This is a genomic window from Sediminimonas sp. (assembly GCF_024637375.1).
In the GTDB taxonomy this organism is placed as follows: domain Bacteria; phylum Pseudomonadota; class Alphaproteobacteria; order Rhodobacterales; family Rhodobacteraceae; genus Sediminimonas.
On record NZ_JAGXFK010000045.1, the window covers coordinates 23890 to 45099 of the forward strand.

Annotated in this window: 20 protein-coding genes; 13 read left to right on the forward strand and 7 right to left on the reverse strand. The window is 65.4% G+C overall.

From position 1 onward, the window contains the following. Nucleotides 1–115: 115 nt before the first annotated feature. Genes pgeF through lgt form a run of 3 tightly spaced genes read right to left on the reverse strand, consistent with a single transcriptional unit; the run spans nt 116 to nt 2825 of the window. Nucleotides 116–874, reverse strand: a complete 759-nt coding sequence (gene pgeF / locus Q0L89_RS06940; protein WP_296763427.1) for a peptidoglycan editing factor PgeF — start codon at nt 872–874, stop codon at nt 116–118. Continuing rightward, entirely contained in the window at nt 871–1935 is a 1065-nt protein-coding gene (locus Q0L89_RS06945; RefSeq protein WP_296763428.1) for an SAM-dependent methyltransferase, read from the reverse strand. Before Q0L89_RS06945 ends, pgeF begins: the two co-directional genes overlap by 4 nt. After that, complete coding sequence (gene lgt, locus Q0L89_RS06950; RefSeq protein WP_296763429.1) at nt 1932–2825, reverse strand: prolipoprotein diacylglyceryl transferase; 894 nt, start codon at nt 2823–2825, stop codon at nt 1932–1934. Before lgt ends, Q0L89_RS06945 begins: the two co-directional genes overlap by 4 nt. Before the next feature lie 96 nt (nt 2826–2921). Between lgt and Q0L89_RS06955 the strand changes: the two genes are divergently transcribed. Beyond that, nucleotides 2922–3218, forward strand: coding sequence for an accessory factor UbiK family protein (locus Q0L89_RS06955; protein WP_296763430.1), 297 nt, complete (start codon nt 2922–2924; stop codon nt 3216–3218). A 33-nt stretch (nt 3219–3251) separates the two neighbouring features. Here the strand turns inward: Q0L89_RS06955 and Q0L89_RS06960 are convergent, their stop codons facing one another. Further along, nucleotides 3252–4085: a prephenate dehydratase gene (locus tag Q0L89_RS06960; protein WP_296763431.1), complete on the reverse strand. Its 834-nt coding sequence runs from the start codon at nt 4083–4085 to the stop codon at nt 3252–3254. A gap of 135 nt (nt 4086–4220) precedes the next feature. On the opposite strand from Q0L89_RS06960, the gene Q0L89_RS06965 reads away from it, so the two are divergent. The 5 genes from Q0L89_RS06965 to Q0L89_RS06985 all read left to right on the forward strand — a co-directional run bounded on the left by Q0L89_RS06965 (nt 4221) and on the right by Q0L89_RS06985 (nt 10744). Next, nucleotides 4221–4730, forward strand: a complete 510-nt coding sequence (locus tag Q0L89_RS06965) for a cytochrome c family protein (protein WP_366937902.1) — start codon at nt 4221–4223, stop codon at nt 4728–4730. 213 nt (nt 4731–4943) lie between these two features. Next, on the forward strand, nt 4944–6851 hold the full coding sequence (locus tag Q0L89_RS06970) for an extracellular solute-binding protein (RefSeq protein ID WP_296763433.1): 1908 nt from the start codon (nt 4944–4946) through the stop codon (nt 6849–6851). A gap of 10 nt (nt 6852–6861) precedes the next feature. After that, on the forward strand, nt 6862–7947 hold the full coding sequence (locus Q0L89_RS06975) for a microcin C ABC transporter permease YejB (RefSeq protein WP_296763434.1): 1086 nt from the start codon (nt 6862–6864) through the stop codon (nt 7945–7947). Between the two features lie 104 nt (nt 7948–8051). Next, nucleotides 8052–9158 carry an ABC transporter permease gene (locus tag Q0L89_RS06980; protein WP_296763435.1) on the forward strand — a complete coding sequence of 369 codons (1107 nt, stop codon included), beginning with the start codon at nt 8052–8054 and terminating at the stop codon, nt 9156–9158. Beyond that, complete coding sequence (locus tag Q0L89_RS06985) at nt 9155–10744, forward strand: ABC transporter ATP-binding protein (protein WP_296763436.1); 1590 nt, start codon at nt 9155–9157, stop codon at nt 10742–10744. Before Q0L89_RS06980 ends, Q0L89_RS06985 begins: the two co-directional genes overlap by 4 nt. Before the next feature lie 52 nt (nt 10745–10796). Here the strand turns inward: Q0L89_RS06985 and Q0L89_RS06990 are convergent, their stop codons facing one another. Both Q0L89_RS06990 and hemN read right to left on the reverse strand, forming a co-directional pair. Next, nucleotides 10797–11756 (reverse strand): endonuclease/exonuclease/phosphatase family protein, encoded by a 960-nt coding sequence (locus Q0L89_RS06990; RefSeq protein WP_296763437.1) that lies wholly within the window; start codon nt 11754–11756, stop codon nt 10797–10799. Nucleotides 11757–11820: 64 nt separating this feature from the next. Continuing rightward, a complete protein-coding gene (hemN, locus tag Q0L89_RS06995; protein WP_296763438.1) occupies nt 11821–13176 on the reverse strand; it encodes an oxygen-independent coproporphyrinogen III oxidase in 1356 nt (451 codons plus the stop codon). Between the two features lie 65 nt (nt 13177–13241). Between hemN and fnrL the strand changes: the two genes are divergently transcribed. Beyond that, nucleotides 13242–13988, forward strand: a complete 747-nt coding sequence (gene fnrL, locus Q0L89_RS07000) for a transcriptional regulator FnrL (protein WP_296763439.1) — start codon at nt 13242–13244, stop codon at nt 13986–13988. Nucleotides 13989–14518: 530 nt separating this feature from the next. Here fnrL and Q0L89_RS07005 read toward each other — a convergent pair. After that, nucleotides 14519–15358, reverse strand: a complete 840-nt coding sequence (locus tag Q0L89_RS07005; RefSeq protein ID WP_296763440.1) for a universal stress protein — start codon at nt 15356–15358, stop codon at nt 14519–14521. A 218-nt stretch (nt 15359–15576) separates the two neighbouring features. Between Q0L89_RS07005 and ccoN the strand changes: the two genes are divergently transcribed. The 6 genes from ccoN (at nt 15577) to Q0L89_RS07035 (ending at nt 21210) form a co-directional block, all read left to right on the forward strand. Then, a complete protein-coding gene (gene ccoN / locus Q0L89_RS07010; RefSeq protein ID WP_296763441.1) occupies nt 15577–17181 on the forward strand; it encodes a cytochrome-c oxidase, cbb3-type subunit I in 1605 nt (534 codons plus the stop codon). Nucleotides 17182–17195: 14 nt separating this feature from the next. Beyond that, entirely contained in the window at nt 17196–17924 is a 729-nt protein-coding gene (ccoO, locus tag Q0L89_RS07015; protein WP_296763442.1) for a cytochrome-c oxidase, cbb3-type subunit II, read from the forward strand. A 15-nt stretch (nt 17925–17939) separates the two neighbouring features. Next, entirely contained in the window at nt 17940–18134 is a 195-nt protein-coding gene (locus Q0L89_RS07020) for a cbb3-type cytochrome c oxidase subunit 3 (RefSeq protein WP_296763443.1), read from the forward strand. Nucleotides 18135–18139: 5 nt separating this feature from the next. Then, entirely contained in the window at nt 18140–19018 is an 879-nt protein-coding gene (gene ccoP / locus Q0L89_RS07025; protein WP_296763444.1) for a cytochrome-c oxidase, cbb3-type subunit III, read from the forward strand. A gap of 297 nt (nt 19019–19315) precedes the next feature. Next, on the forward strand, nt 19316–20752 hold the full coding sequence (gene ccoG / locus Q0L89_RS07030) for a cytochrome c oxidase accessory protein CcoG (RefSeq protein WP_296763445.1): 1437 nt from the start codon (nt 19316–19318) through the stop codon (nt 20750–20752). Further along, nucleotides 20752–21210, forward strand: a complete 459-nt coding sequence (locus Q0L89_RS07035; protein WP_296763446.1) for a FixH family protein — start codon at nt 20752–20754, stop codon at nt 21208–21210. Before ccoG ends, Q0L89_RS07035 begins: the two co-directional genes overlap by 1 nt.

The following is a 21210-nucleotide window of genomic DNA, read 5'->3' on the forward strand; positions in this document are numbered from 1 at the left end:
GCCCCTCGCAGAGGGGCGGTTTGCATAATCCCTGTTGTCCATACTGTCGCCGGGCAATGCGGCAACTTCGGGGCAGGATCAGGGTGATTTTGCACAGCGCCCTGCGCCGCGGTGGTCACAGCCGGATGGTCGAGATCAACCGCCCGTAATCGGCCTGCTTCTGGTGCGTGGCACGGCGGTAGGAATAAAACCGCTCGGCATCCGAGTAGGTGCAATGCCGCGTCCATTCGGCATGGCCGATTCCGGCATCGCGCAGGCGGTGCAGGCCGAAGGCGGGCAGATCGAACAGCAGCCGGTCGCCCGGCCCTTGCGCGAAAAAGCGGCTGTTGGCGGGGTCGTCGGCCATGAATTCGTCCATGAACTCCGGGCCCACCTCGTAGGCGCGCTGGCTGATGGTGGGGCCGATCACGGCGCTGGTTCGGGCGCGGTCGGCGCCGAGTGTCTCCATCGCCTCAAGCGTGGCTTCGAGCACCCCGTCGAGCGCCCCGCGCCAGCCCGCATGTGCCGCCCCGATCACGCCCGCTTCCTGGTCGGCCAGCAGTACCGGCTGGCAATCGGCGGTCAGCACCGCCAGCGCCAGCCCCGGCGTGGCGGTCGCCATGGCGTCGGCGCGTGGCGGCATGCCGTCCGGCGGCCCATCAACCGGCACGGCGGTGGCCGAATGCACCTGGTGCACACCGACAAGGTGCGTCTCGGGCACCTCCATGGCGCGGGCCACGCGGGCGCGGTTGATCGCCACGATCTCGGACTGGTCCGACGAGCCGACGCCGCAGTTGAGCCCGGCGAACACCCCCGACGAGGCACCGCCGCGCCGGGTGAAGAACCCGTGGCGCACCGGAGCGAGGGCATCGGCGGTCAGAATCTCAAGCGTCATCGGCTCAACCCCGGGGGTAGGGGGCTATGTTCGGGATGCAAGGCCATTACCTTGAAGACCGTCCCCATTTCATCGGGATGCGTCAAGCGGCGATGTGCGGCGACATGCGCGTCGAGCGCCGGGCCTTCCAGCTTGGCCGCCAGCGCCTGCGCGCGCGCGGTGATGCCCAGCCGTTCGAGGAACACGCCCTGCGGCACAAGCCGCGAGTGCGCGGCGGGCATGGCGGCTTGGGCCACTGATTCGAAATCCACATGCGCGGTAAGGTCGGCCTGGCCCGGCGCTGCCAGGGGGTCGGCCGGCGCGTGGCCGCGCAGCGCCTGGAACGTGTCGCCAAGGCTGCGCCAGTCGCCGTAATCCACGATCAGCGCCGCGCCGCCGCGTGCCGCGATGTGCGCGCCCAGAGTGGCGGCAACGGCCTGCCCCGGCGCGCAGATTTCGACAACATCGCCGTCGCGGGTGTCTGCAAGGCGGTGCGCCAGCACCGCCTGTGGCGTGGCTTCGGTGAGCCCGAAGACAAGCTGCCCGTCGCGCGCGCCGACGCGGCGTTCGCTCCAGCCGTCGCCGTCGCGGACGAACTGGCGAATCGGCAGCGCATCGAAGAATTCGTTTGCCAACAGGAACAGTGGCATGTCGGGGAGCGCAGCCGTGTCGTCGCACCACTGCGGTGCGTAGCCCTCCAGCGCGCGCGCCTGCGCGGCGCGCAGCGGCGGCGACGCTTCGACCAGGTGCAGGCGCATGGCATCGTGAAAGCCCGGCACCGCGCGGGTGGCGCGCAGCAGGTCGGCCATCAGCGTGCCGCGCCCCGGCCCCAGCTCGGCCAGCGCGAACGGTGTCGGGGCGCCCTGATCCATCCATGCCAGCGCCAGCGCCAGGCCCAGCAGTTCGCCGAACATCTGGCTGATCTCGGGCGCGGTGGTGAAATCGCCCGCCGCGCCCAGCGGGTCGCGGGTGGCGTAATAGCCCCATTCCGGGTGCAGCAGGCATTCGGCCATGTAGTCGGCGACGGAAAGCGGCCCGTCGGCTGCGATTCGGGCCAGCAGGTGTGCCTTGAGCCCGCTCAAGCCCGTGACCACCGGTTCGCCAACACGACCAGTGCCAGCCCCGCCAGCAGCATCGGCAGCGACAGAAGCTGCCCCATGCTCAGCCCCCAGTCGCCGAGGCGCAGCACATGACCCAGCGGGTTGTCTTGGGTGATGAACTGCGCATCGGCCTGCCGGAAATGCTCGATCACGAGGCGCGCGGCGCCGTAGCCGGCCAGGAACACCCCGGTGATGCGGCCCGGCACCCGCAGCGCACCGCGGCGAAAGCCCAGCCACAACAGCACCGCCAGAAGCACCGCGCCCTCAAGCGCCGCCTCGTAAAGCTGTGAAGGATGGCGCGCGCAGATTTCGCCCAAAGGTTGGCCGCAGGCCTGCGCGGCAGCGCCGGGAAAGGCCACGCCCCAGGGCAGGTCGGTCGGCCGGCCCCAAAGCTCGGCGTTGATGAAATTGGCGATCCGGCCCAGCACAAGCCCGGCCGGCACGCCCAGGACAATCGCGTCGGATGCCGAAAGCCGCGGCACGCGGTGGCGTGCCGTCCAGGCCAGTCCCGCGACCACCACGCCCAGGAAGCCGCCGTGAAACGACATGCCCCCCTGCCAGATGCGCAGGATTTCGACAGGGTTCTGCAGGTAATAGCCCGGTTGGTAGAACAGGACGAATCCCAACCGTCCGCCAAGGATGATGCCCACCACCACCCATGTCAGCAGGTCCTCGACCTGTGCGGGCGTCATCGGCGGGGTTTGCCCGGGCCAGAGTGCCGGGCGCCGCAGTGCCGCGACCGAGGTGCGCCAGGCGATGATAATGCCCACGATATAAGCCAGCGCGTACCAGCGCAGCGCCAGTTCGAGCCCGAAGAGGGGAATCGTGAATATCTCGGGCGAGATGTCGGGAAAGGGGATCATGGCCAGCATGTGGGGTCACCTGCCTTGCGTGTGGGACGATGTCGCGCTTGTGGCCGGGGCGGCCGCGCTCCATATAGGGGGTAAAGCCAAAGCCGGAGACCCGCAATGCAGACGCGCAACAAGTTTCTCGATGACATGTCGCAACTGATGACCAATGCCATGGGCGTGGCGCAGGGCGCGCGTACCGAGGCCGAAACGGCGATGAAATCCATGATCGACCGCTGGCTGGCCGAGCGCGATTTCGTCACCCGCGAGGAGTTCGACGCCGTTCGCGCCATGGCGCAGAAGGCGCGCGAGGAGAATGAGGCGCTCAAGGCGCGTCTTGATGCGCTGGAGACTGCGCAGGCCGAAAAGGGCGCCAGCAGCAAGAAACGCGCCGGCGGCACTGGCGCGAAGCGCTGACAGCCGCCGGGGTGAACCGGGGCGGCCGGCGACTCAGCGGCGTTTCGGATCGGCCGGGTAGACGCCCAGAACCTCGATATAAGAGGTGAAATAGGCCAGTTCGTCCATCGCCAGGCGCACGTTCTCGTCGTCGGGGTGGCCTTCGATATCGGCATAGAACTGTGTCGCGGTGAACGAGCCGTCGATCATGTAGCTTTCCAGCTTGGTCATGTTGACGCCATTGGTGGCGAACCCGCCCATGGCCTTGTAGAGCGCGGCGGGAATGTTGCGCACTTCGAAAACGAAACTGGTCATCATCCCCGCCTCGCCGCGGCGTGACCGGTCGGGCTCGCGCGCCATCAACAGGAACCGCGTGGTGTTGTTGTGATTGTCCTCGATATGGCGTGCCAGCAGATCCAGCCCGTAGATATCGCCGGCCAGGTCGCCGGCCAGTGCCGCCAGCGATGGGTCGCCCTTTTCGGCCACCAGCTTGGCCGACCCGGCGGTGTCGGCCCCGATAACGCGGTGGATGCCGTGGCGGCGCAGGAAGTCCTTGCACTGGCCCAGCAGCATGGTGTGGCTCATGGCATGGGTGATCTGGTCGAGCCGCGCGCCGGGCACCGCCAGCAGGTTGATATGCACGCGCACGAAGGCTTCGTCGATGATGTGCAGCCCTGATTGCGGCAACAGCGAATGGATGTCGGCCACGCGCCCGTAGGTCGAGTTTTCCACCGGCAGCATCGCCAGGTCGGCGCGGCCCTCGCGCACCGCTTCGATTGCATCTTCGAAGGTACGGCAGGGCAGTGCCTCCATGTCTGGGCGGGCGATGTGGCAGGCCTGGTGGGAATAGGCGCCCGGCTCGCCCTGGAACGCGATTCGGTTGGTCATTTAAGGTAATTTCCTTCGATCTGGCGAGGGCGCGGTCGTTTGGTCGCGCAAACTACACCTTGCGCAAGACAAGGTGAAGCGGATAGATAGCGCCGCAGACAGCTTCTAACGGACGGGCGAGACATGCTTGACACGATGACCCTTACCAAGACCGTCGGCGCATTCTGCGGGGCGCTTCTGGTATTCCTGCTCGGCAATTGGGCCGCTGAACTGATCTACCAGACGGAGGGCGGCCACGGCGGTGAGCATGCCCAAGGCTATGTGATCGAAACCGCCGACGCCGAAGCGCCCGCCGAGCCAGAGCAGGAGGCGCCCGACTTCGGCGAAGTTTTCGCATCCGCCGATCCCGGCAAGGGCGAGCGCGTGTTCAACAAGTGCCGCGCCTGTCACACGATCGAGGACGGCGCCAACGGCACCGGCCCGCACCTTTTCGGCGTGGTCGGCCGCGATGTGAGCAGCGTGGAAGGCTTCAGCTACTCGGGCGCCCTGAGCGAGGCGGCCGATGTGTGGACACCCGAGAACCTGAGCGCCTTCCTGGAAAACCCGTCCGGTTTCGCCCCGGGCACCAAGATGGGGTTTGCCGGGCTGGGCGATATCGAGGACCGCGCCAACGTGATTTCCTACCTTCAGAGCATTTCCGAATAACCCGCGATCCCCGCACCATGCCGGGGACGGAGCGATACCAGGGCCGCCATCCCGACCGGGGACGGCGGCCTTTCGCTTGTCCGGGGAATGACGCCGGCATTATCAAGACGATGTGAGGTGAAGCCGCTTGAACACATGGCGCCGGCACCGTTAGCGTGACCGTCGATGCCTCCGGCCCGCCGGAGGCCCGACCGACGAGAGGGAAGAGGACACATGCGCCAGACACGCAACAGCCCGACCTCGGTGCGCTGCGCGCGGTTTTCGGCCGCCGGGCTGTTGGGCTTGCTTGCGCTGCTTGTCGCGGGGTTTGGTGACGCGGCCTACGCGGCCGAGGAGCAGAAGATCATCAAGGCGCACGGTGTTTCGACCTTTGGCGAGCTGAAATACGAGCGCGGGTTCGAGCACTTCGATTATGTCAACCCCGACGCGCCCAAGGGCGGCACCTTCTCGACCTGGGCGTTCGGCACCTTCGACAGCCTGTCGCCCTATATCCTCAAGGGCAACGCGGCGGCGTTGTCGACGGTGTTCTTCGACACGCTGATGACCGGCGGGCTGGACGAGCCCGACGCGATGTACGGGCTGGTCGCGCACACGATCGAATACCCCGAAAGCCGCGAATGGGCGATCTTCCACATGCGTCCAGAGGCGCGGTTTTCCGATGGCAGCCAGGTCACCGCCGAGGACGTGGTGTTTTCCTACGAGGCGCTGCGCGACAAGGGGCAGCCCTCGTACCGGGTACTGTTTCGGGATTTCAAAACGGTCGAGGCGCTCGGCCCCCACAAGGTGAAGTTCACCTTCAACCCCAACGGTGCGCTGCGCGAACTGCTGCTGTCGGCGGCGGGCCTGCCGATCTTTTCCAAGGACTACTACGCTGACCGTGACTTCGGTGAATCGACGCTCGATCCGCCGCTGGGGTCGGGACCCTACATGCTGGAGGAGGTCGATGCCGGCAATTCCGTCACCTACAAGCGGCGTGACGACTACTGGGCCAAGGATCTGAACGTGAACGTGGGCCAGAACAATTTCGCGCGCCTCAAGGTGGAATACTTCGCCGATTACACCACCGCCTTCGAGGCGTTCAAGGGCGGTGCCTATGCCTATCGCGAGGAGTTCCAGTCGCTCATCTGGGCGACTGCCTACAACTTTCCGGCCGTGCAGGAGGGCCATGTCAAGGTCGAGACCCTGCCCGACGGGCGCCCGGCGGGCACGCAGGGCTGGTGGTTCAACCTGCGCCGCGACAAGTTCAGCGACGTGCGCGTGCGCAAGGCGATCTCCATGGCGTTCAATTTCGAGTGGTCCAACGAAAGCCTGTTTTACGGGTTGTACGAGCGCACCGACAGTCTCTGGGAGAACTCGAACCTGCAAGCTACCGGCATGCCCAGCGAGGCCGAACTGGCCCTGCTGGAGCCGTTGCGCGACCACCTGCCCGAAGCGGTGTTCACCGAACCGGCCTTCACTCCCATCGAATCCAAGCCCGGCGACGTCGCCGACCGCCGCGTGCTGCGCCGTGCCAGCCGTCTTCTGGACAAGGCGGGCTGGACGGTGGGCGAGCGCGGCATCCGCACCAACGACCGAGGCGAGCGCCTGAGCGTCGAGATCCTCAACGATAGTGCCTCGTTCGAGCGCATCATCAACCCCTATGTGCAGAACCTCGAGCGCCTCGGGGTCGATGTGCGCTATGTGCGCGTCGACAGCGCCCAGTTGCAGGAGCGCGAGAAGAAGTTCGACTTCGACATCACTACCCGGCGCTACGCGATGTCGATGACACCGGGGATAGAACTGCGCGGCATGTTCAGCTCGGACGCGGCCACGGCGCCGGGGTCGAACAACATCGCGGGTGTATCGAACCCGGCGGTGGACAGTTTGATCAAGACGATCGAAAGCGCGGAATCGCGCGACGACCTGAAGGTCGCGGTCTCGGCGCTCGACCGGGTGCTCAGGGCGATGCACATCTGGGTGCCGCAATGGTACAAGCCCAGCCACAACATCGCCTGGTTCGACATGTATGAACGCCCCTACGATGACAGCCCGCCGATGATGGGGTTGGGCGAGATGTCGATCTGGTGGTTCAACGCGAAAAAGCACCAGGCGTTGATCGACGCCGGCGTGTTGCGCCGCTGAGGGGGCGGAAATGGGCGCCTATATCCTGCGCAGGGTGCTGCTGATCATTCCGACGCTGATCGGCATCATGGTCATCAACTTCGTGCTGGTGCAGTTCGTACCCGGCGGGCCGATCGAGCAGATCGTCGCGCAGGTAAAAGGGCAGGGCGACGTGTTCCAGGGCTTTGCCGGCTCGGGCGACGCCGGCAATGCCGCCGCGGTGGCTGGCGACAGCGACTACGCCGGCGCCCGCGGCCTGCCGCCCGAGTTCATCGAGGAACTGGAACGCGAATTCGGCTTCGACAAACCACCGCTGGAGCGGTTCTTTTCGATGATGTGGAACTACATGCGCCTCGATTTCGGCGACAGCTATTTCCGCTCGATCAGCGTGATCGACCTGGTGCTGGAAAAGATGCCGGTGTCGATCACGCTGGGGCTGTGGTCGACGCTGATCGCCTATGTCATCTCGATCCCGATGGGGATCGGCAAGGCGGTGCGCGATGGCACCCGGTTCGACACCTGGACCAGCGCGCTGGTGATCGTGGCCTATGCCATCCCCGGCTTCTTGTTTGGCATCCTGCTTCTGGTGTTGTTCGCGGGCGGCTCCTACTGGCAGATATTCCCGCTCAGGGGGCTGACCTCGGACAATTGGGAGAGCCTGAGCCTGATGGGCAAGGTGGTCGACTACCTGTGGCACATCGCGCTGCCGGTGACGGCCTCGACCATATCGGCCTTTGCCACGCTGACCCTGCTGACCAAGAACAGCTTTCTCGACGAGATCAAGAAACACTATGTCATGACCGCCCGCGCCAAGGGGCTGAGCGAGGCCCGCGTGCTTTACGGCCATGTGTTTCGCAACGCGATGCTGATCGTGATCGCCGGGTTTCCGGCGGTGTTCATCGGCGTGTTCTTCGGCGGCTCGCTGATCATCGAGACGATCTTTTCGCTCGATGGCCTGGGCCGGCTGGGTTTCGAGGCGGCGGTGGCGCGCGACTACCCGGTGATCTTCGGCACGTTGTTCATCTTCGGGCTGATCGGGCTGGTCGTCGGCATCCTGTCGGACCTGATGTATGTCTTCGTCGATCCGCGCATCGACTTCGAGAAGCGGGAGGGGTAGCGGATGCGCGTGGCGGCAGCGGCGAAATGGGGGCGCTGCCCCCTCGCCCTTCGGGCTCACCCCCGGGATAGTTGTGGCCAGAAGAAGCGCCGTGAGGGCGCGCGATGAGGATGTCGCCGCTCAACCGGCGCCGCTGGCGCAATTTTCGCCGCAACGGGCGCGCGTTCTGGTCGTTGATCATATTCTCGGTGTTGTTCGGGCTGTCGCTGTTCGCCGAGTTCATCGCGAACGACAAGCCGATCCTGGTGCAATACCGCGGCGAGTTTTTCACCCCGATCTTCAGCTTCTACCCCGAAACCGCGTTCGGCGGCGATTTCCAGACCGAGGCGATCTATCGCGATCCCGAGGTGCAGTGCCTGATAGCCACCGGCGGGATGGACGCCTGTTTCGACCGACCGTCGGAATTGATCGAGCAGTCCGAGACAGGGATGGTCGACGGCAAGGCCATCGCGGCGGGTTGGGCGCTGTGGCCGCCGATCCCCTATTCCTACCAGACCACTGTCGACCGGCCCGGCGCGGCGCCCTTGCCGCCCAATTCACAGAACCTGCTGGGCACCGACGACACCAAGCGCGATGTGCTGGCGCGGGTGATCTACGGCTTTCGGCTGTCGGTGCTGTTCACGTTGCTGGTCACCACGCTGGCCAGCCTGATCGGCATCACGGCGGGAGCGGTACAGGGGTTTTTCGGCGGCTGGCTGGACCTGATATTCCAGCGCATCATCGAGATATGGGGCGCCACGCCGGCGCTTTATGTGATCATCATCCTGTTCGCGATCCTGGGGCGCGGGTTCTGGCTGCTGGTGTTCATCATGGTGCTGTTCGGGTGGACGGCGCTGGTAGGCGTGGTACGGGCCGAGTTCCTGCGGGCGCGCAACCTGGAGTACGTGCGCGCGGCCAAGGCCCTGGGCGTCAGCAACATGGTGATCATGTTCCGCCACATGCTGCCCAACGCGATGGTGGCGACGCTGACCATGCTGCCTTTCATCGTCACCGGTACCATCGCGACGCTGGCCAGCCTCGATTTCCTGGGCTTCGGGCTGCCGTCGTCGGCGCCCAGCCTGGGCGAGTTGACGTTGCAGGCAAAGCAGAACCTTCAAGCGCCGTGGTTGGCGTTCACCGCGTTTTTCACCTTTGCCATCATGTTGTCGCTGCTGGTGTTCATCTTCGAGGGCGTGCGCGATGCCTTCGACCCGAGAAAGACGTTCCAATGAGCCTTCTGGAGGTCGAGAACCTGACGGTAACCTTCCGCCAGGACGGGCAGGAAAACCGTGCCGTGCGCGGCGTCAGCTTCGCGCTGGAGCGCGGCGAGACGCTGGCGCTGGTCGGCGAAAGCGGATCGGGCAAGTCGGTCACGGCGCTCAGCACCGTGTCGCTGCTGGGCGATGCGGCACAGGTGGGCGGGTCGGTCACCTATGACGGGCAGCAAATGATCGGCGCCAGTGATGCGCTGCTGCGCAAGGTGCGGGGCAACGACATCAGCTTCATCTTTCAGGAACCGATGACGTCGCTAAACCCGCTGCACCGGCTGGAAAAACAGCTTAGCGAAAGCCTGGCCCTGCACCAGGGTCTGGTGGGCGCGCCGGCGCGCGCGCGCATCATCGAGCTGCTCAACCGCGTCGGTATCCGTGACCCCGAAAGCCGTCTGGATGCCTATCCGCACCAGTTGTCGGGCGGCCAGCGTCAGCGCGTTATGATCGCCATGGCACTGGCCAACAAGCCAGACGTGCTGGTCGCGGACGAACCCACCACCGCGCTGGACGTGACCATCCAGGCGCAGATCCTTGAATTGTTGGCCGAGTTGAAGGCGTCCGAGAACATGGGCCTGCTGTTCATCACCCACGACCTGGGGACCGTTCGGCGCATCGCCGACCGGGTCTGCGTGATGAAAGACGGCGAAATCGTCGAGAGCGGCTCGACGAGCCGCATTTTCGACGCGCCCGAACACCCCTATACGCGCAAGCTGCTGGCGGCCCGTGCCGTGGGGGCCCCGGCGCCGGTGGCCCCGGACGCGCCCGAGCTGTTGCACACCGAAGGGTTGCGGGTGTGGTTCCCGATCCAGAAAGGGTTGCTCAAGCGCACGGTGGGTCATGTCCACGCCGTCAACGACGCCACCATCACCCTGCGTGTGGGCGAAACGCTGGGCATCGTCGGCGAGAGCGGGTCGGGCAAGACCACGCTGGCGCTGGCGATCATGCGGCTGATCGCGTCGCGGGGCGGATTGGTGTTCGAAGGCGAGGACGTGCATGGCTGGTCGACGCGCAAGCTGCGCCGGCTGCGCCGCGACATGCAGATCGTGTTCCAGGATCCGTTCGGTAGCCTCAGCCCGCGCATGACCTGCGAACAGGTCATCGCCGAAGGGCTGGGCGTGCACGGCGTCGCGCCGGGGCGCAGCAAGCACGAGATGGTCACCGAGGTGATGGAGGAGGTCGGCCTCGACCCCGCCATGATGCACCGCTACCCGCACGAGTTTTCCGGCGGCCAGCGCCAGCGCATCGCCATCGCGCGGGCGATGGTCCTGCGGCCCAAGCTGCTGGTGCTGGACGAGCCGACCTCGGCGCTGGACATGACGGTACAGGTGCAGATCGTGGATCTCTTGCGCGATCTGCAGGTGAAACACGGGCTGGCCTACCTGTTCATCAGCCACGACCTGAACGTGGTGCGCGCCATGAGCCACCGCATCGCGGTGATGAAGGAAGGCGACATCCTCGAATACGGCGAGGCGGCGCAGGTGTTCGAGGCGCCGCGGACCGAATATGCACGGACCCTTCTGGCGGCGGCGCTGGACCTGGCGGGCTGAGGGCACGGTGCGAACTGAATGAACATGATTGAACGCACCGCGCCGGCCATCCTCATTGCCCGGCAACACCGCCGCGGGGCAGATCCGACAGGTCGATCGCCACGGCGGCATGGTCGCTGGCATGGGGGCGGTGGCGGCCCACGCCCGGCAGGCGCGGGCCGGAGGCGCGCGCGACCTCGGCGCCCATGCCGGCGCGGATGATGCGTGGTACCGCGTCGGCAAAGCGGTCTGCCAGCACCGGGCTGGCCAGCATCGCGTCGGGGCGGCCGTAGAGTCGCTCGTGCGGCTCGTACCATGACCAGCGGTCTTGCGCGGGCAGGCGGGCCATCAGGTCAACGCTGAACGGCGGCAGGATCGGTGCGATGGCGCGATTGCGGTGGTTTTCCCGCGCCGGTTCGTTAAGGTCGCCGAGGATCAGCCAGGGCACCCGCGCGGGCGCCCCGACGTGGCGAGCCACCAATGCGCGCAGCGCCTGCGCCTCGGCGCGGCGCACCGGCCAGACGGCGCACGGATCGGGGTACGGGGCCTTCAGGTGCACGATGAACAGCCACAGCGCGCCCACCTGCACCACCAGGCAGTCGCGCCGAAACACGCGCTGGTCGGGGTCGATGCCGTCGGGCGGCTCGACACCAAGGCCGCGCGGTGTGGCGTCAGCATGCGAGATGACCGTGTCCAGGGGGCGGCGGCTCATCACCGCCACGTCCAGCCCGCGCCCGTCATTGCCGGGCAGGCAGTGGCGCACGGGGTAGGGTGCGGCGCCCGCCGGGACCAGGTAGCGGTCGTGGAAATGGTCCAGCGTGTCCTGATCGAAAACCTCTTGCAAGGCGACGATATCCGCGTCGGCGCGGGCCAGCACCGTGGCCGTGAGGCGCCGGTCCGCGGGGTCGAGCGCGACGGCCCCTTCGGCGGCGTCCTCGGGCACGTCGGCATCGCGCGCCCCGTCAAGCGTGGCGTGCCCGCGCCCGTCGCGGCGCAGGCGCATGTTCTGGACGTTGAACGTGACGATACGCATTTCATGGCCCCCGCGGCAGCGTGCCAGCGTGCCAGCAGGCGGCGGCGGCAAGGGGCGGCCAGCCTCAGATGGCTGAACTGTGACCGGCCTTGCTAAGCTCGTAGGCGTCGAAGCTACGCGCGACCATCCGCGTCAGCGCCCGCGCCTCGGGTGGAATGAACAGGCGCTCGGGCGTCACGTCCAGCACGTCGGGGAAGGCGCGGGCGGTTTCCTCGAACATCTCCGCCACCTGCGCTTGCGGTACTGCGAACCGCTCGGCGATCTCGGCCGCGTCGATGCGGAAATCGCACATCAGCGCCTCGATCATGCGGCCGCGCATGTGATCCTCGGCGGTGAAGGAATGACCCTTGGTCGTGGCGAACAGCCCCTCACGGATACGCCCGGTATAGGCGCCGGTGGCCGGGGCGTTCTGGGCATAGCCCTGCGGAAACCGCGAGATCGACGAGGCGCCCAGCCCGATTAGCACCTCGGCCGGATCATCGGTGTAGCCCTGGAAGTTGCGGCGCAACTGCCCGGCCTTCTGCGCCACGGTCAGCCCGTCGGATGGGGTGGCGAAATGGTCGATCCCGATCTCGGCGTAATTGTCCCACAGGAACAGCTTGCGTGCGGTCTCGAACAATTCCAGCCGCTCCTGCGGGGTGGGCAGGGCATCCGACGGGATCAGTTGCTGCCGCTTGGCCATCCACGGCACATGCGCGTAGCCGTAAAGCGCGACGCGGTCGGGGTTGAGTGACAGCAGCTTTTGCACGCTTTCGGTGATGCGCGCGCCCGACTGATGCGGCAGCCCGTATAGGATGTCGGCGTTCAAGCTGTGCACGCCGTGGGCGCGGATCGCCTCGATCGTGTCGCGGGTGACTTCGTAGCTTTGCAGCCGCCCGATGGAGTGCTGAATTTCCTCGTTGAAATCCTGCACCCCGACCGAGGCGCGGTTCATCCCCGCCGCCGCCAGCGCGGCGAGCCGGTCCTCTTCGACCTCGTTGGGGTCGATCTCGACCGAGAACTCGTAGTGGTCGGAAAACGGGGCGATCTCGGCCACGGCGCCGGCGAGATCGCGAATCATGCCGGCGGACAAAAGGGTGGGCGTGCCCCCGCCCCAGTGCAGGCGGGAGAGGCGCACGCCGTCGGGGAGGGAACGCCCCAGCATCGCCAGTTCGGTCTTGAGAGTTTCCAGATAAGCGGCCACCGGCGCCTGCGATTGCGTGCCTTGCGTGCGGCAGGCGCAGAACCAGCACAACCGCCGGCAGAACGGTATATGCAGGTAGAGCGAGATATCGGCGCCGGCCGGGATCGCCCCGACCCAGTCGGAGAAATGGGCCGCCCCCACGTCGTGCGAGAAATGCGGCGCAGTCGGGTAGCTGGTGTAGCGCGGCACCTTCGCGTCAAACAGCCCCAGCTTTGCGAGTTGTGTTTTGGTCTCCATGTGCATACGCTTAGCCAAGGGCTTGGGGACATTCCTTGACCCAGATCAAGCGCGCGAAGAGAATGATGATCACCGAACAAATTGCTACGGCCTCGCAAGATTGTGAAGACTGCCCCATCCGCCACCGCGCCGTATGCGCCCGCTGCGAGACCGACGAGTTGGCGCGGATGGAAGAAATCAAGTATTATCGCAGCTTCGAGGCCGGCCAGACAGTGATCTGGGCCGGCGACCGCATGGATTTCGTCGGTTCGGTGGTGTCGGGGATCGCGACGCTGACGCAGACGATGGAAGACGGACGTACCCAGATGGTGGGCCTGCTGCTGCCCAGTGATTTCGTCGGCCGCCCCGGCCGCGACGGGGCCGCATATGACGTGGTTGCGACCACCGACCTGACGATGTGCTGTTTCCGCAAGAAGCCGTTCGAGGCGATGATGGTCTCGACCCCGCATATCGCGCAGCGATTGCTGGAAATGACGCTTGATGAGCTGGACGCGGCGCGCGAGTGGATGCTGGTTCTGGGCCGCAAGACGGCACGCGAGAAGATCGCCAGCCTGCTGTCGATCATCGCCCGGCGCGACGCCTCGCTGAACCTGCGCGGCAGCGACGGGCCGATGGTGTTCGACCTGCCGCTGACGCGCGAGGCGATGTCCGACTACCTTGGCCTGACGCTGGAGACCGTCAGCCGGCAGATATCGGCGCTCAAGCGCGATGGCGTGATCGAACTGAGCGGCAAGCGCCACGTGACGGTGCCGGATTTCGACCGCCTGATGAACGAGGCGGGTGACGATTGCGACGGCGGCATGCTGGCCTGAGGCGGCCGAATCGGCGCCAAGCCCATGGTTAACAAGCAAAATCCCTGTATGTATCGCGGCGGTAAACCGTCGGTATCGCGTCGGTATTCTTGTCGATTCCGCGCAGGTTAACAGGCCGGACGGTCGACCGCGGGGCAGGTTACAGCCCGTGACGTGCGCCGCGCGGAGCCGGAGGGCCGCAAGGGGACCCCGTGCGATCGGAGATCCTCGGGTCGCGCCCGAGGATGACGCCCTTGTTGCGGGTGGAGATCCTCGGGTCGGGCTCGAGGATGACGTTGGTGTCGGGGGATGCTGATGGACGTTGAGCGCATGGCGCCCGGCCGGCGCCGCGCGCCCGCCCGCCTGACAACATGGTTGCCCCAGGCGGGCGGGCGCCCGGCTATTGACACGGTTCAGATGCGGTCAACCGAGCGCAATGCGTCCTGGTCACCCGAATCCATAATGCGCAACATTGATCATCACGGCCCCGGATCGCTTGCGAACCTGCGGTCACACCGAAACCTGATGAAGTGGACGTCGAATCCACCTTGCTAGTGCGCCATGAACACCGGCAGCGTCGCCTGTTCGAGCATGTTGCGCGTGGCGCCGCCCAGGATCGCCTCGCGGAAGCGCGAATGCCCGTAGGCGCCCATCACGACCAGGTCCGATTCGGTGTCGGTGGCGTGGCGCATCAGCACGTCCGAGACGCGCGGCATGGTCTTCGACAGCACGTCGATTTCCGGGCGCACGCCGTGGCGGGCGAGGTATTGCGACAACTGCCCGCCCGGATCGGAGCGGTTGGGCCCGTGTGCGGGCGGGTCGATGACCACCACGCGCACCGTTTCCGCCGCCTGCAGGAAGGGCATGGCAGCGCGGGCCGCCGACAGTGCCTCGGCGCTTTCGTTCCAACCCAGTACGATCTGCCGCGGGCGGACCAGCGGCTTGGCATCGTCGGGCACGACCAGGACCGGCGCCTGGCCCTCGAACATGGCCGATTCGACGATCGGCTCCAGCTCGGCGCCGCGGCCCTCGCCATAGGGTTGCGGCAGGATCACCAGATCCGAAAACCGCGCCCGCGCGGCCACGTGGCGGCCCATGTCGGCGATCTGTGCGACGCCGCTGTCGGCGCTCCACCAGACACCGGAGGCGCCGAGGCGCTTCTTCACCGCCTCTTCTATCTCGCGCGCTTCTTCCTGTGCGCGGGTGATGGTTTCCTGAAGGACCATGGCGTTGGCGCCGGCGTAGTAATAGCCCGTCTGGCTGCGGTCGACGCCCATGCACATCACGTCGAAATGCGCCTGGTTGGCCTCGGCCAGGGCCACGCCCTGGTCAAGCACGCCGTCGGCGAGGGCCATGTCGGTGAGTACTGTCAGTAGTGATTTGAATTCCATTTCGTTCTCCTTCGGGTCTGCCCGCTGGGGGTGGGGATGACCGCACGTTAGCGGCATCCTGTCGCGGTGACTTTGACACGAGTCAAGAAACCCGTGCAGCAGTTTTGATGCAGATCAAAGCGACAATTCGTCAGTGTGTTCATTACGTGCCATGATCTAAACTGTGAAACGCGAATTATTCCGACTCGCGCAAGGATCAGACGAAGGGACGCAAAAAAATGGGTAACTACATCAAGCTGATTGCGCTTGGCTTGGTCACGCTTCTAGCGTTGATCGCCGCCAATTACGCGCGCGATCTGGCCTACCTGGTGAACGCGCTGACGGTGGCGCTGGTCGCCGGTGGCCTCTTTCTTTGGACGCTTCGCCACACCGACGAGCCGTCAGCCGAGGTGGACTTGTCCGGGCAATACATGGATGGCGTGGTGCGCGCGGGCGTCATCGCCACGGCAATGTGGGCCATCGTCGGGTTCCTGGTCGGGGTGACGATCGCATTCCAGTTGGCCTTTCCGCAGCTCAACTTCGAGTGGGCGCAAGGCTATGCGAATTTCGGCCGTCTGCGGCCGCTGCACACCTCGGCGGTGATTTTCGCGTTTGGCGGCAACGCGCTGATCGCGACCTCGTTCTACGTGGTGCAACGCACTTCGGCGGCGCGGCTGTGGGGCGGCAACCTTGCGTGGTTCGTGTTCTGGGGCTACCAACTGGTGATCGTGCTGGCGGCTACGGGTTACCTGCTGGGCGCCACGCAATCCAGGGAATACGCCGAGCCGGAATGGCTGACCGACTGGTGGCTGACCATCGTCTGGGTGGCTTACCTGGCGGTGTTCCTGGGCACCATCGTGAAGCGGAGAGAGCCGCATATCTACGTCGCCAACTGGTTCTACCTGTCTTTCATCATCACGGTGGCGATGCTGCATGTCGTCAACAACCTGAGCATTCCGGTGTCGATTTTCGGGTCGAAGTCGGTCTCGCTGTTCTCGGGTGTGCAGGACGCGATGACGCAATGGTGGTACGGCCACAACGCGGTGGGTTTCTTCCTGACTGCCGGGTTCCTGGGCATGATGTATTACTTCGTGCCGAAACAGGCCGAGCGGCCGATCTACAGCTACAAGCTCAGCATCATCCACTTCTGGGCGCTGATCTTCATCTATATCTGGGCCGGTCCGCACCACCTGCACTACACGGCGCTGCCCGACTGGGCCTCGACGCTGGGCATGGTGTTCTCGATCGTGCTGTGGATGCCGTCCTGGGGCGGGATGATCAACGGTCTGATGACGCTGTCGGGGGCATGGGACAAGCTGCGCACCGACCCGGTGATCCGGATGATGGTGATCGCCGTGGGTTTCTACGGCATGTCCACTTTCGAAGGGCCGATGATGTCGATCCGCGCGGTGAACTCTCTGAGCCACTACACCGACTGGACGATCGGGCACGTGCATTCCGGCGCGCTTGGCTGGAACGGCATGATCACCTTCGGCGCGCTCTACTTCCTGGTGCCGCGCCTGTGGAACCGCGAGGCGCTCTACAGCCTGCGGCTGGTCAGCTGGCACTTCTGGCTCGCCACCATCGGCATCATTCTCTACGCGGCATCCATGTGGGTGACCGGCATCATGGAGGGTCTGATGTGGCGCGAAGTGGACGCCAACGGCTTCCTCGTGAACGCCTTTGCCGACACCGTCGCCGCCAAGTTCCCGATGTACGTGGTGCGCGGTCTGGGCGGGGTGCTCTACCTCGGCGGTGCCATCATCATGTGTTACAATCTGGTCATGACTGTGAAGCGTTCGCCGGCCGTCGAGGCCACGAACAGCACAGTTCCGGCTGAATAAGGAGGGCCGGAGAGATGGCAATTCTGGAAAAACACAAGATTCTCGAGAAGAACATCACACTTCTCGCGATCTTCGCCTTCCTCGTCGTGACGGTCGGGGGGATCGTACAGATCGCCCCGCTGTTCTGGCTGGAAAACACGATCGAGGATGTCGAGGGCATGCGCCCCTATTCCCCGCTGGAGCTGACCGGGCGCGACATCTATATCCGCGAGGGCTGCTACGTCTGCCACAGCCAGATGATCCGGCCGATGCGCGACGAGGTGGAACGCTACGGCCATTACAGCCTGGCGGCGGAGTCGCAGTACGACCACCCGTTCCAGTGGGGGTCGAAGCGCACCGGGCCCGACCTGGCCCGTGTCGGCGGGCGCTACTCGGACACCTGGCACGTCGATCACCTGACGGACCCGCAGGCCGTGGTGCCCGAATCCGTGATGCCGAAATACGGCTTCCTCAAGAACCGGCTGATCGAGCCCGAGTACATCGAGGATCGCCTGCGAACCGACCGGATGGTTGGCGTGCCTTACACCGACGCGATGATCGAGAACGCCAGGGCCGATTTCGAGGCGCAGATCGATCCCTATGCGGATGGTGTCGACGGGCTGATGGAGCGCTATCCCAAGGCGCAGGTGCGCAACTTTGATGGCGAGCCGGGCATTTCCGAGATGGATGCGCTGATCGCTTATCTGCAAATGCTGGGTACGTTGGTCGATTTCTCGACCTTCACGCCTGACGCAAGCCGCTGAGGAAAGGGGAACGCAATGGAAACCTATTCCGCACTCAGACAGTTTGCCGACAGTTGGGGCCTGCTTGGCATGTTCGTGTTCTTCATCGGCGTCGTGATCTGGGTTTTCCGGCCCGGCGCGTCGGCAACTTACGAGCACTACGCGAGCACGCCGCTTCGCAATGAAGACAAGCCTGCGCCGGATCGCGCGGACGACGCCAAGGAGGCGTGAGGACAATGGCAAAACAACCGCAGAAGAAGAAAGAAGAGTACGAGACGACCGGCCACGAGTGGGACGGCATCAAGGAACTCAACACGCCGCTGCCGCGGTGGTGGCTGTGGACCTTCTACATCACCATCGTCTGGGCCATCCTCTACACCATCGCCTACCCGGCATGGCCCGGCATCAAGTCGGCCACGCCCGGCCTGCTGGGCTGGTCGACGCGGGCCAATGTCGCCGCCGAGATCGCGCAGGCCGAACAGGCCAACGCCGCGATCAACGAGCGGCTGGCCTCGGTGGAACTGACCGCGATCACCGACGATCCGGAGTTGAGCAGCTACGCCGCCGATGCCGGCGCGGCGGTGTTCAAGACCTGGTGCGCGCAATGCCACGGGTCGGGCGCCGCAGGCGTGCAGGCGGGTGGTTATCCCAACCTGCTGGACGACGCCTGGCTCTGGGGTGGCACGATCGAGGACATCCATACGACCATCGCGCACGGCATCCGCAACGAGGAAGACCCCGACGCGCGCTGGTCCCAGATGCCCGCCTTCGGGGAAATCCTGCCGCCCGAAGAGGTGGAACAGGTCGTCAACTACGTGATGAGCCTTTCGCCCAGTTACGAGCCGAAGGATCCGTCGCTGGTCGAGGCGAGCGCCGAGGTCTACGAGATCAACTGCGTCGCCTGTCACCTTGAGGACGGCACCGGCGACCAGTTCCAGGGCGCGCCGAACCTGACCGACGCGATCTGGCTCTATGGTGGCGATTATCAAACGGTCAAGGAAACGGTGGTGAATGCACGCTTCGGTATCATGCCGCCCATGGGCGGGGCCGACTTGTCCGAGGCCGAGATTCGCGCCGTGGCCACCTACGTGCACCAGTTGGGCGGGGGCGAGTAACACCGCCCGCGACACGAGATACCCATGGGGGCACGCCCCCATGGGTGCAGCACCGGCTCTCCGTCCTGTTCGCGCGTTTCCTGGAGAGCCGGTGCGCCTTTCCTCACCTTTGCGAAATCGCAGGTAGCGTCAAGCCTGTCGAAAACGGCCGCAGCCCTGCGTCGGCCTGCCGCGTTTGAAGGGCGTGGCACTGGTATTAGATGAATAACAGATGCATTTTTGATTCAGGTCAAAGCCTCTTGGGCCCATTCCTGTGACAAGACGCGTGATCCCGAGAACTCACCCCGGAGCGAATCTGTGGCCAACACCGAACCCGAAACCGCGCCGAGCCTCTACCAGGCGCGCGAGCCGATCTTCCCCCGCCGTGTCTCGGGCAAGTTTCGCAACCTGAAATGGGCGATCATGATCGTCACGCTGGGGATCTACTATGTGACGCCCTGGATTCGCTGGGACCGCGGCCCGGAACTGCCGGACCAGGCGGTGCTGATCGACCTGGCGAGCCGGCGGTTCTTCTTCTTCTGGATCGAGATATGGCCACACGAGTTCTATTTCATTGCCGGGCTGCTGGTGATGGCGGGGCTGGGGCTGTTCCTGTTCACCTCGGCCATGGGGCGCGTGTGGTGCGGCTATACCTGCCCGCAGACGGTCTGGACCGACCTGTTCATGCTGGTCGAACGCTGGATCGAGGGCGACCGCAACGCGCAACTTCGGCTGCACCGGCAGGAAAAGCTGGATTTCCGCAAGGCGCGGCTGCGGCTGACGAAATGGGCGCTCTGGCTTTTGATCGGGTTGGGCACAGGCGGCGCCTGGGTGTTCTATTTTGCCGACGCGCCGACCCTGGCGCGCGACCTGGTGACGCTACAGGCGCACCCGGTGGCCTACATCACCATGCTGATCCTGACTGCGACGACCTTTGTGTTCGGCGGGTTCGCGCGCGAACAGATCTGTATCTATGCCTGCCCGTGGCCGCGCATCCAGGCGGCGATGCTGGACGAGGACAGCCTCGTCGTGGGCTACCGCGAATGGCGCGGCGAGCCGCGCGGCAAGCACCGCAAGGCCGAAGGCGCCGAGGAACTGGGCGATTGCATAGACTGCATGGCCTGCGTCAATGTCTGCCCGATGGGGATCGACATTCGCGACGGCCAGCAAATGGAGTGCATTACCTGCGCGCTGTGCATCGACGCCTGCGACGAGGTGATGGAACGCATAGGCAAGCCGCGTGGCCTGATCGACTACATGGCCCTGACCGACGAAGAACGCGAACGCGCGGGCAAGCCGCCCAAGCCGGTGTGGAAGCACATCTTTCGCCCGCGCACCGTTCTTTATACCACGCTCTGGGCGCTGGTCGGCATCGGCCTGGTCGTGGCGCTGTTCGTGCGCTCGGATATCGGGCTGACGGTGGCGCCGGTGCGCAACCCTATCTATGTCACCATGTCCGACGGCGCGATCCGCAACACCTACGACGTGCGGCTGCGCAACAAGCACGGCGAGGCGCGGCAGATCAAGCTTGCCGTGGCGGGCGAGCCCGAGTTGTTCGTTCAGCTTGAAGGCACGCCCTACAGCTCGGTTTCGGTGCCCGCCGACAGCACCTCGCAACAGCGGGTCTATGTCACCGCGCCCGCCGGCTCGGACGCGGCGCGTGCCGACAGCATCGACATCCGCCTGTGGATAGAGGATACCGCCAACGGCGATCGCGCCTACAAGGACACCGTTTTTAACGGAAGGGGTAACTGATGGCGCAAAGGGAAATCACCGGACGCCACGTCTTCATCGGTTTCACGGTCGCCTTCGGGGTGATCGTCACGGTGAACCTGGTCATGGCATATTCGGCGCTCGCGACCTTCCCGGGGCTTGAGGCGAACAATGGCTACATCGCCAGCCAGACCTTCGACGAACGCCGCGAGGCGCAGGAGGCGCTCGGCTGGAGCGTGCGCGCCGACCACGCCGACGGCATGATGGTCATGCGCATCACCGATGCCGAAGGCGTGCCGGTCGAGGCCCGCGACGTGGAAGTGTTGGTGGGGCGGTCCACCACGGTGGCGCATGACCAGTCGCCGGATTTGCAATTCAACGGTGGCGCCTATGTCGCACGGCTGGACCTGGCGGGCGGGAAATGGGTGGTACACCTGAGCGCCACGGCGCCGGACGGCACGCCGTTTCGGCAGCGGTTCAATCTGCATGTGAAAAGGTAA

Bases quoted from the DNA above. Each gene is read 5' to 3' on its own strand.
- pgeF (WP_296763427.1), bottom strand. From the start codon at position 874: ATGACGCTTGAGATTCTGACCGCCGATGCCCTCGCTCCGGTGCGCCAC.
- lgt (WP_296763429.1), bottom strand. From the start codon at position 2,825: ATGCTGGCCATGATCCCCTTTCCCGACATCTCGCCCGAGATATTCACG.
- Q0L89_RS06955 (WP_296763430.1), top strand. From the start codon at position 2,922: ATGCAGACGCGCAACAAGTTTCTCGATGACATGTCGCAACTGATGACC.
- Q0L89_RS06960 (WP_296763431.1), bottom strand. From the start codon at position 4,085: ATGACCAACCGAATCGCGTTCCAGGGCGAGCCGGGCGCCTATTCCCAC.
- Q0L89_RS06965 (WP_366937902.1), top strand. From the start codon at position 4,221: ATGACCCTTACCAAGACCGTCGGCGCATTCTGCGGGGCGCTTCTGGTA.
- Q0L89_RS06970 (WP_296763433.1), top strand. From the start codon at position 4,944: ATGCGCCAGACACGCAACAGCCCGACCTCGGTGCGCTGCGCGCGGTTT.
- Q0L89_RS06975 (WP_296763434.1), top strand. From the start codon at position 6,862: ATGGGCGCCTATATCCTGCGCAGGGTGCTGCTGATCATTCCGACGCTG.
- Q0L89_RS06980 (WP_296763435.1), top strand. From the start codon at position 8,052: ATGAGGATGTCGCCGCTCAACCGGCGCCGCTGGCGCAATTTTCGCCGC.
- Q0L89_RS06985 (WP_296763436.1), top strand. From the start codon at position 9,155: ATGAGCCTTCTGGAGGTCGAGAACCTGACGGTAACCTTCCGCCAGGAC.
- Q0L89_RS06990 (WP_296763437.1), bottom strand. From the start codon at position 11,756: ATGCGTATCGTCACGTTCAACGTCCAGAACATGCGCCTGCGCCGCGAC.
- hemN (WP_296763438.1), bottom strand. From the start codon at position 13,176: ATGGAGACCAAAACACAACTCGCAAAGCTGGGGCTGTTTGACGCGAAG.
- fnrL (WP_296763439.1), top strand. From the start codon at position 13,242: ATGATCACCGAACAAATTGCTACGGCCTCGCAAGATTGTGAAGACTGC.
- Q0L89_RS07005 (WP_296763440.1), bottom strand. From the start codon at position 15,358: ATGGAATTCAAATCACTACTGACAGTACTCACCGACATGGCCCTCGCC.
- ccoN (WP_296763441.1), top strand. From the start codon at position 15,577: ATGGGTAACTACATCAAGCTGATTGCGCTTGGCTTGGTCACGCTTCTA.
- ccoO (WP_296763442.1), top strand. From the start codon at position 17,196: ATGGCAATTCTGGAAAAACACAAGATTCTCGAGAAGAACATCACACTT.
- Q0L89_RS07020 (WP_296763443.1), top strand. From the start codon at position 17,940: ATGGAAACCTATTCCGCACTCAGACAGTTTGCCGACAGTTGGGGCCTG.
- ccoP (WP_296763444.1), top strand. From the start codon at position 18,140: ATGGCAAAACAACCGCAGAAGAAGAAAGAAGAGTACGAGACGACCGGC.
- Q0L89_RS07035 (WP_296763446.1), top strand. From the start codon at position 20,752: ATGGCGCAAAGGGAAATCACCGGACGCCACGTCTTCATCGGTTTCACG.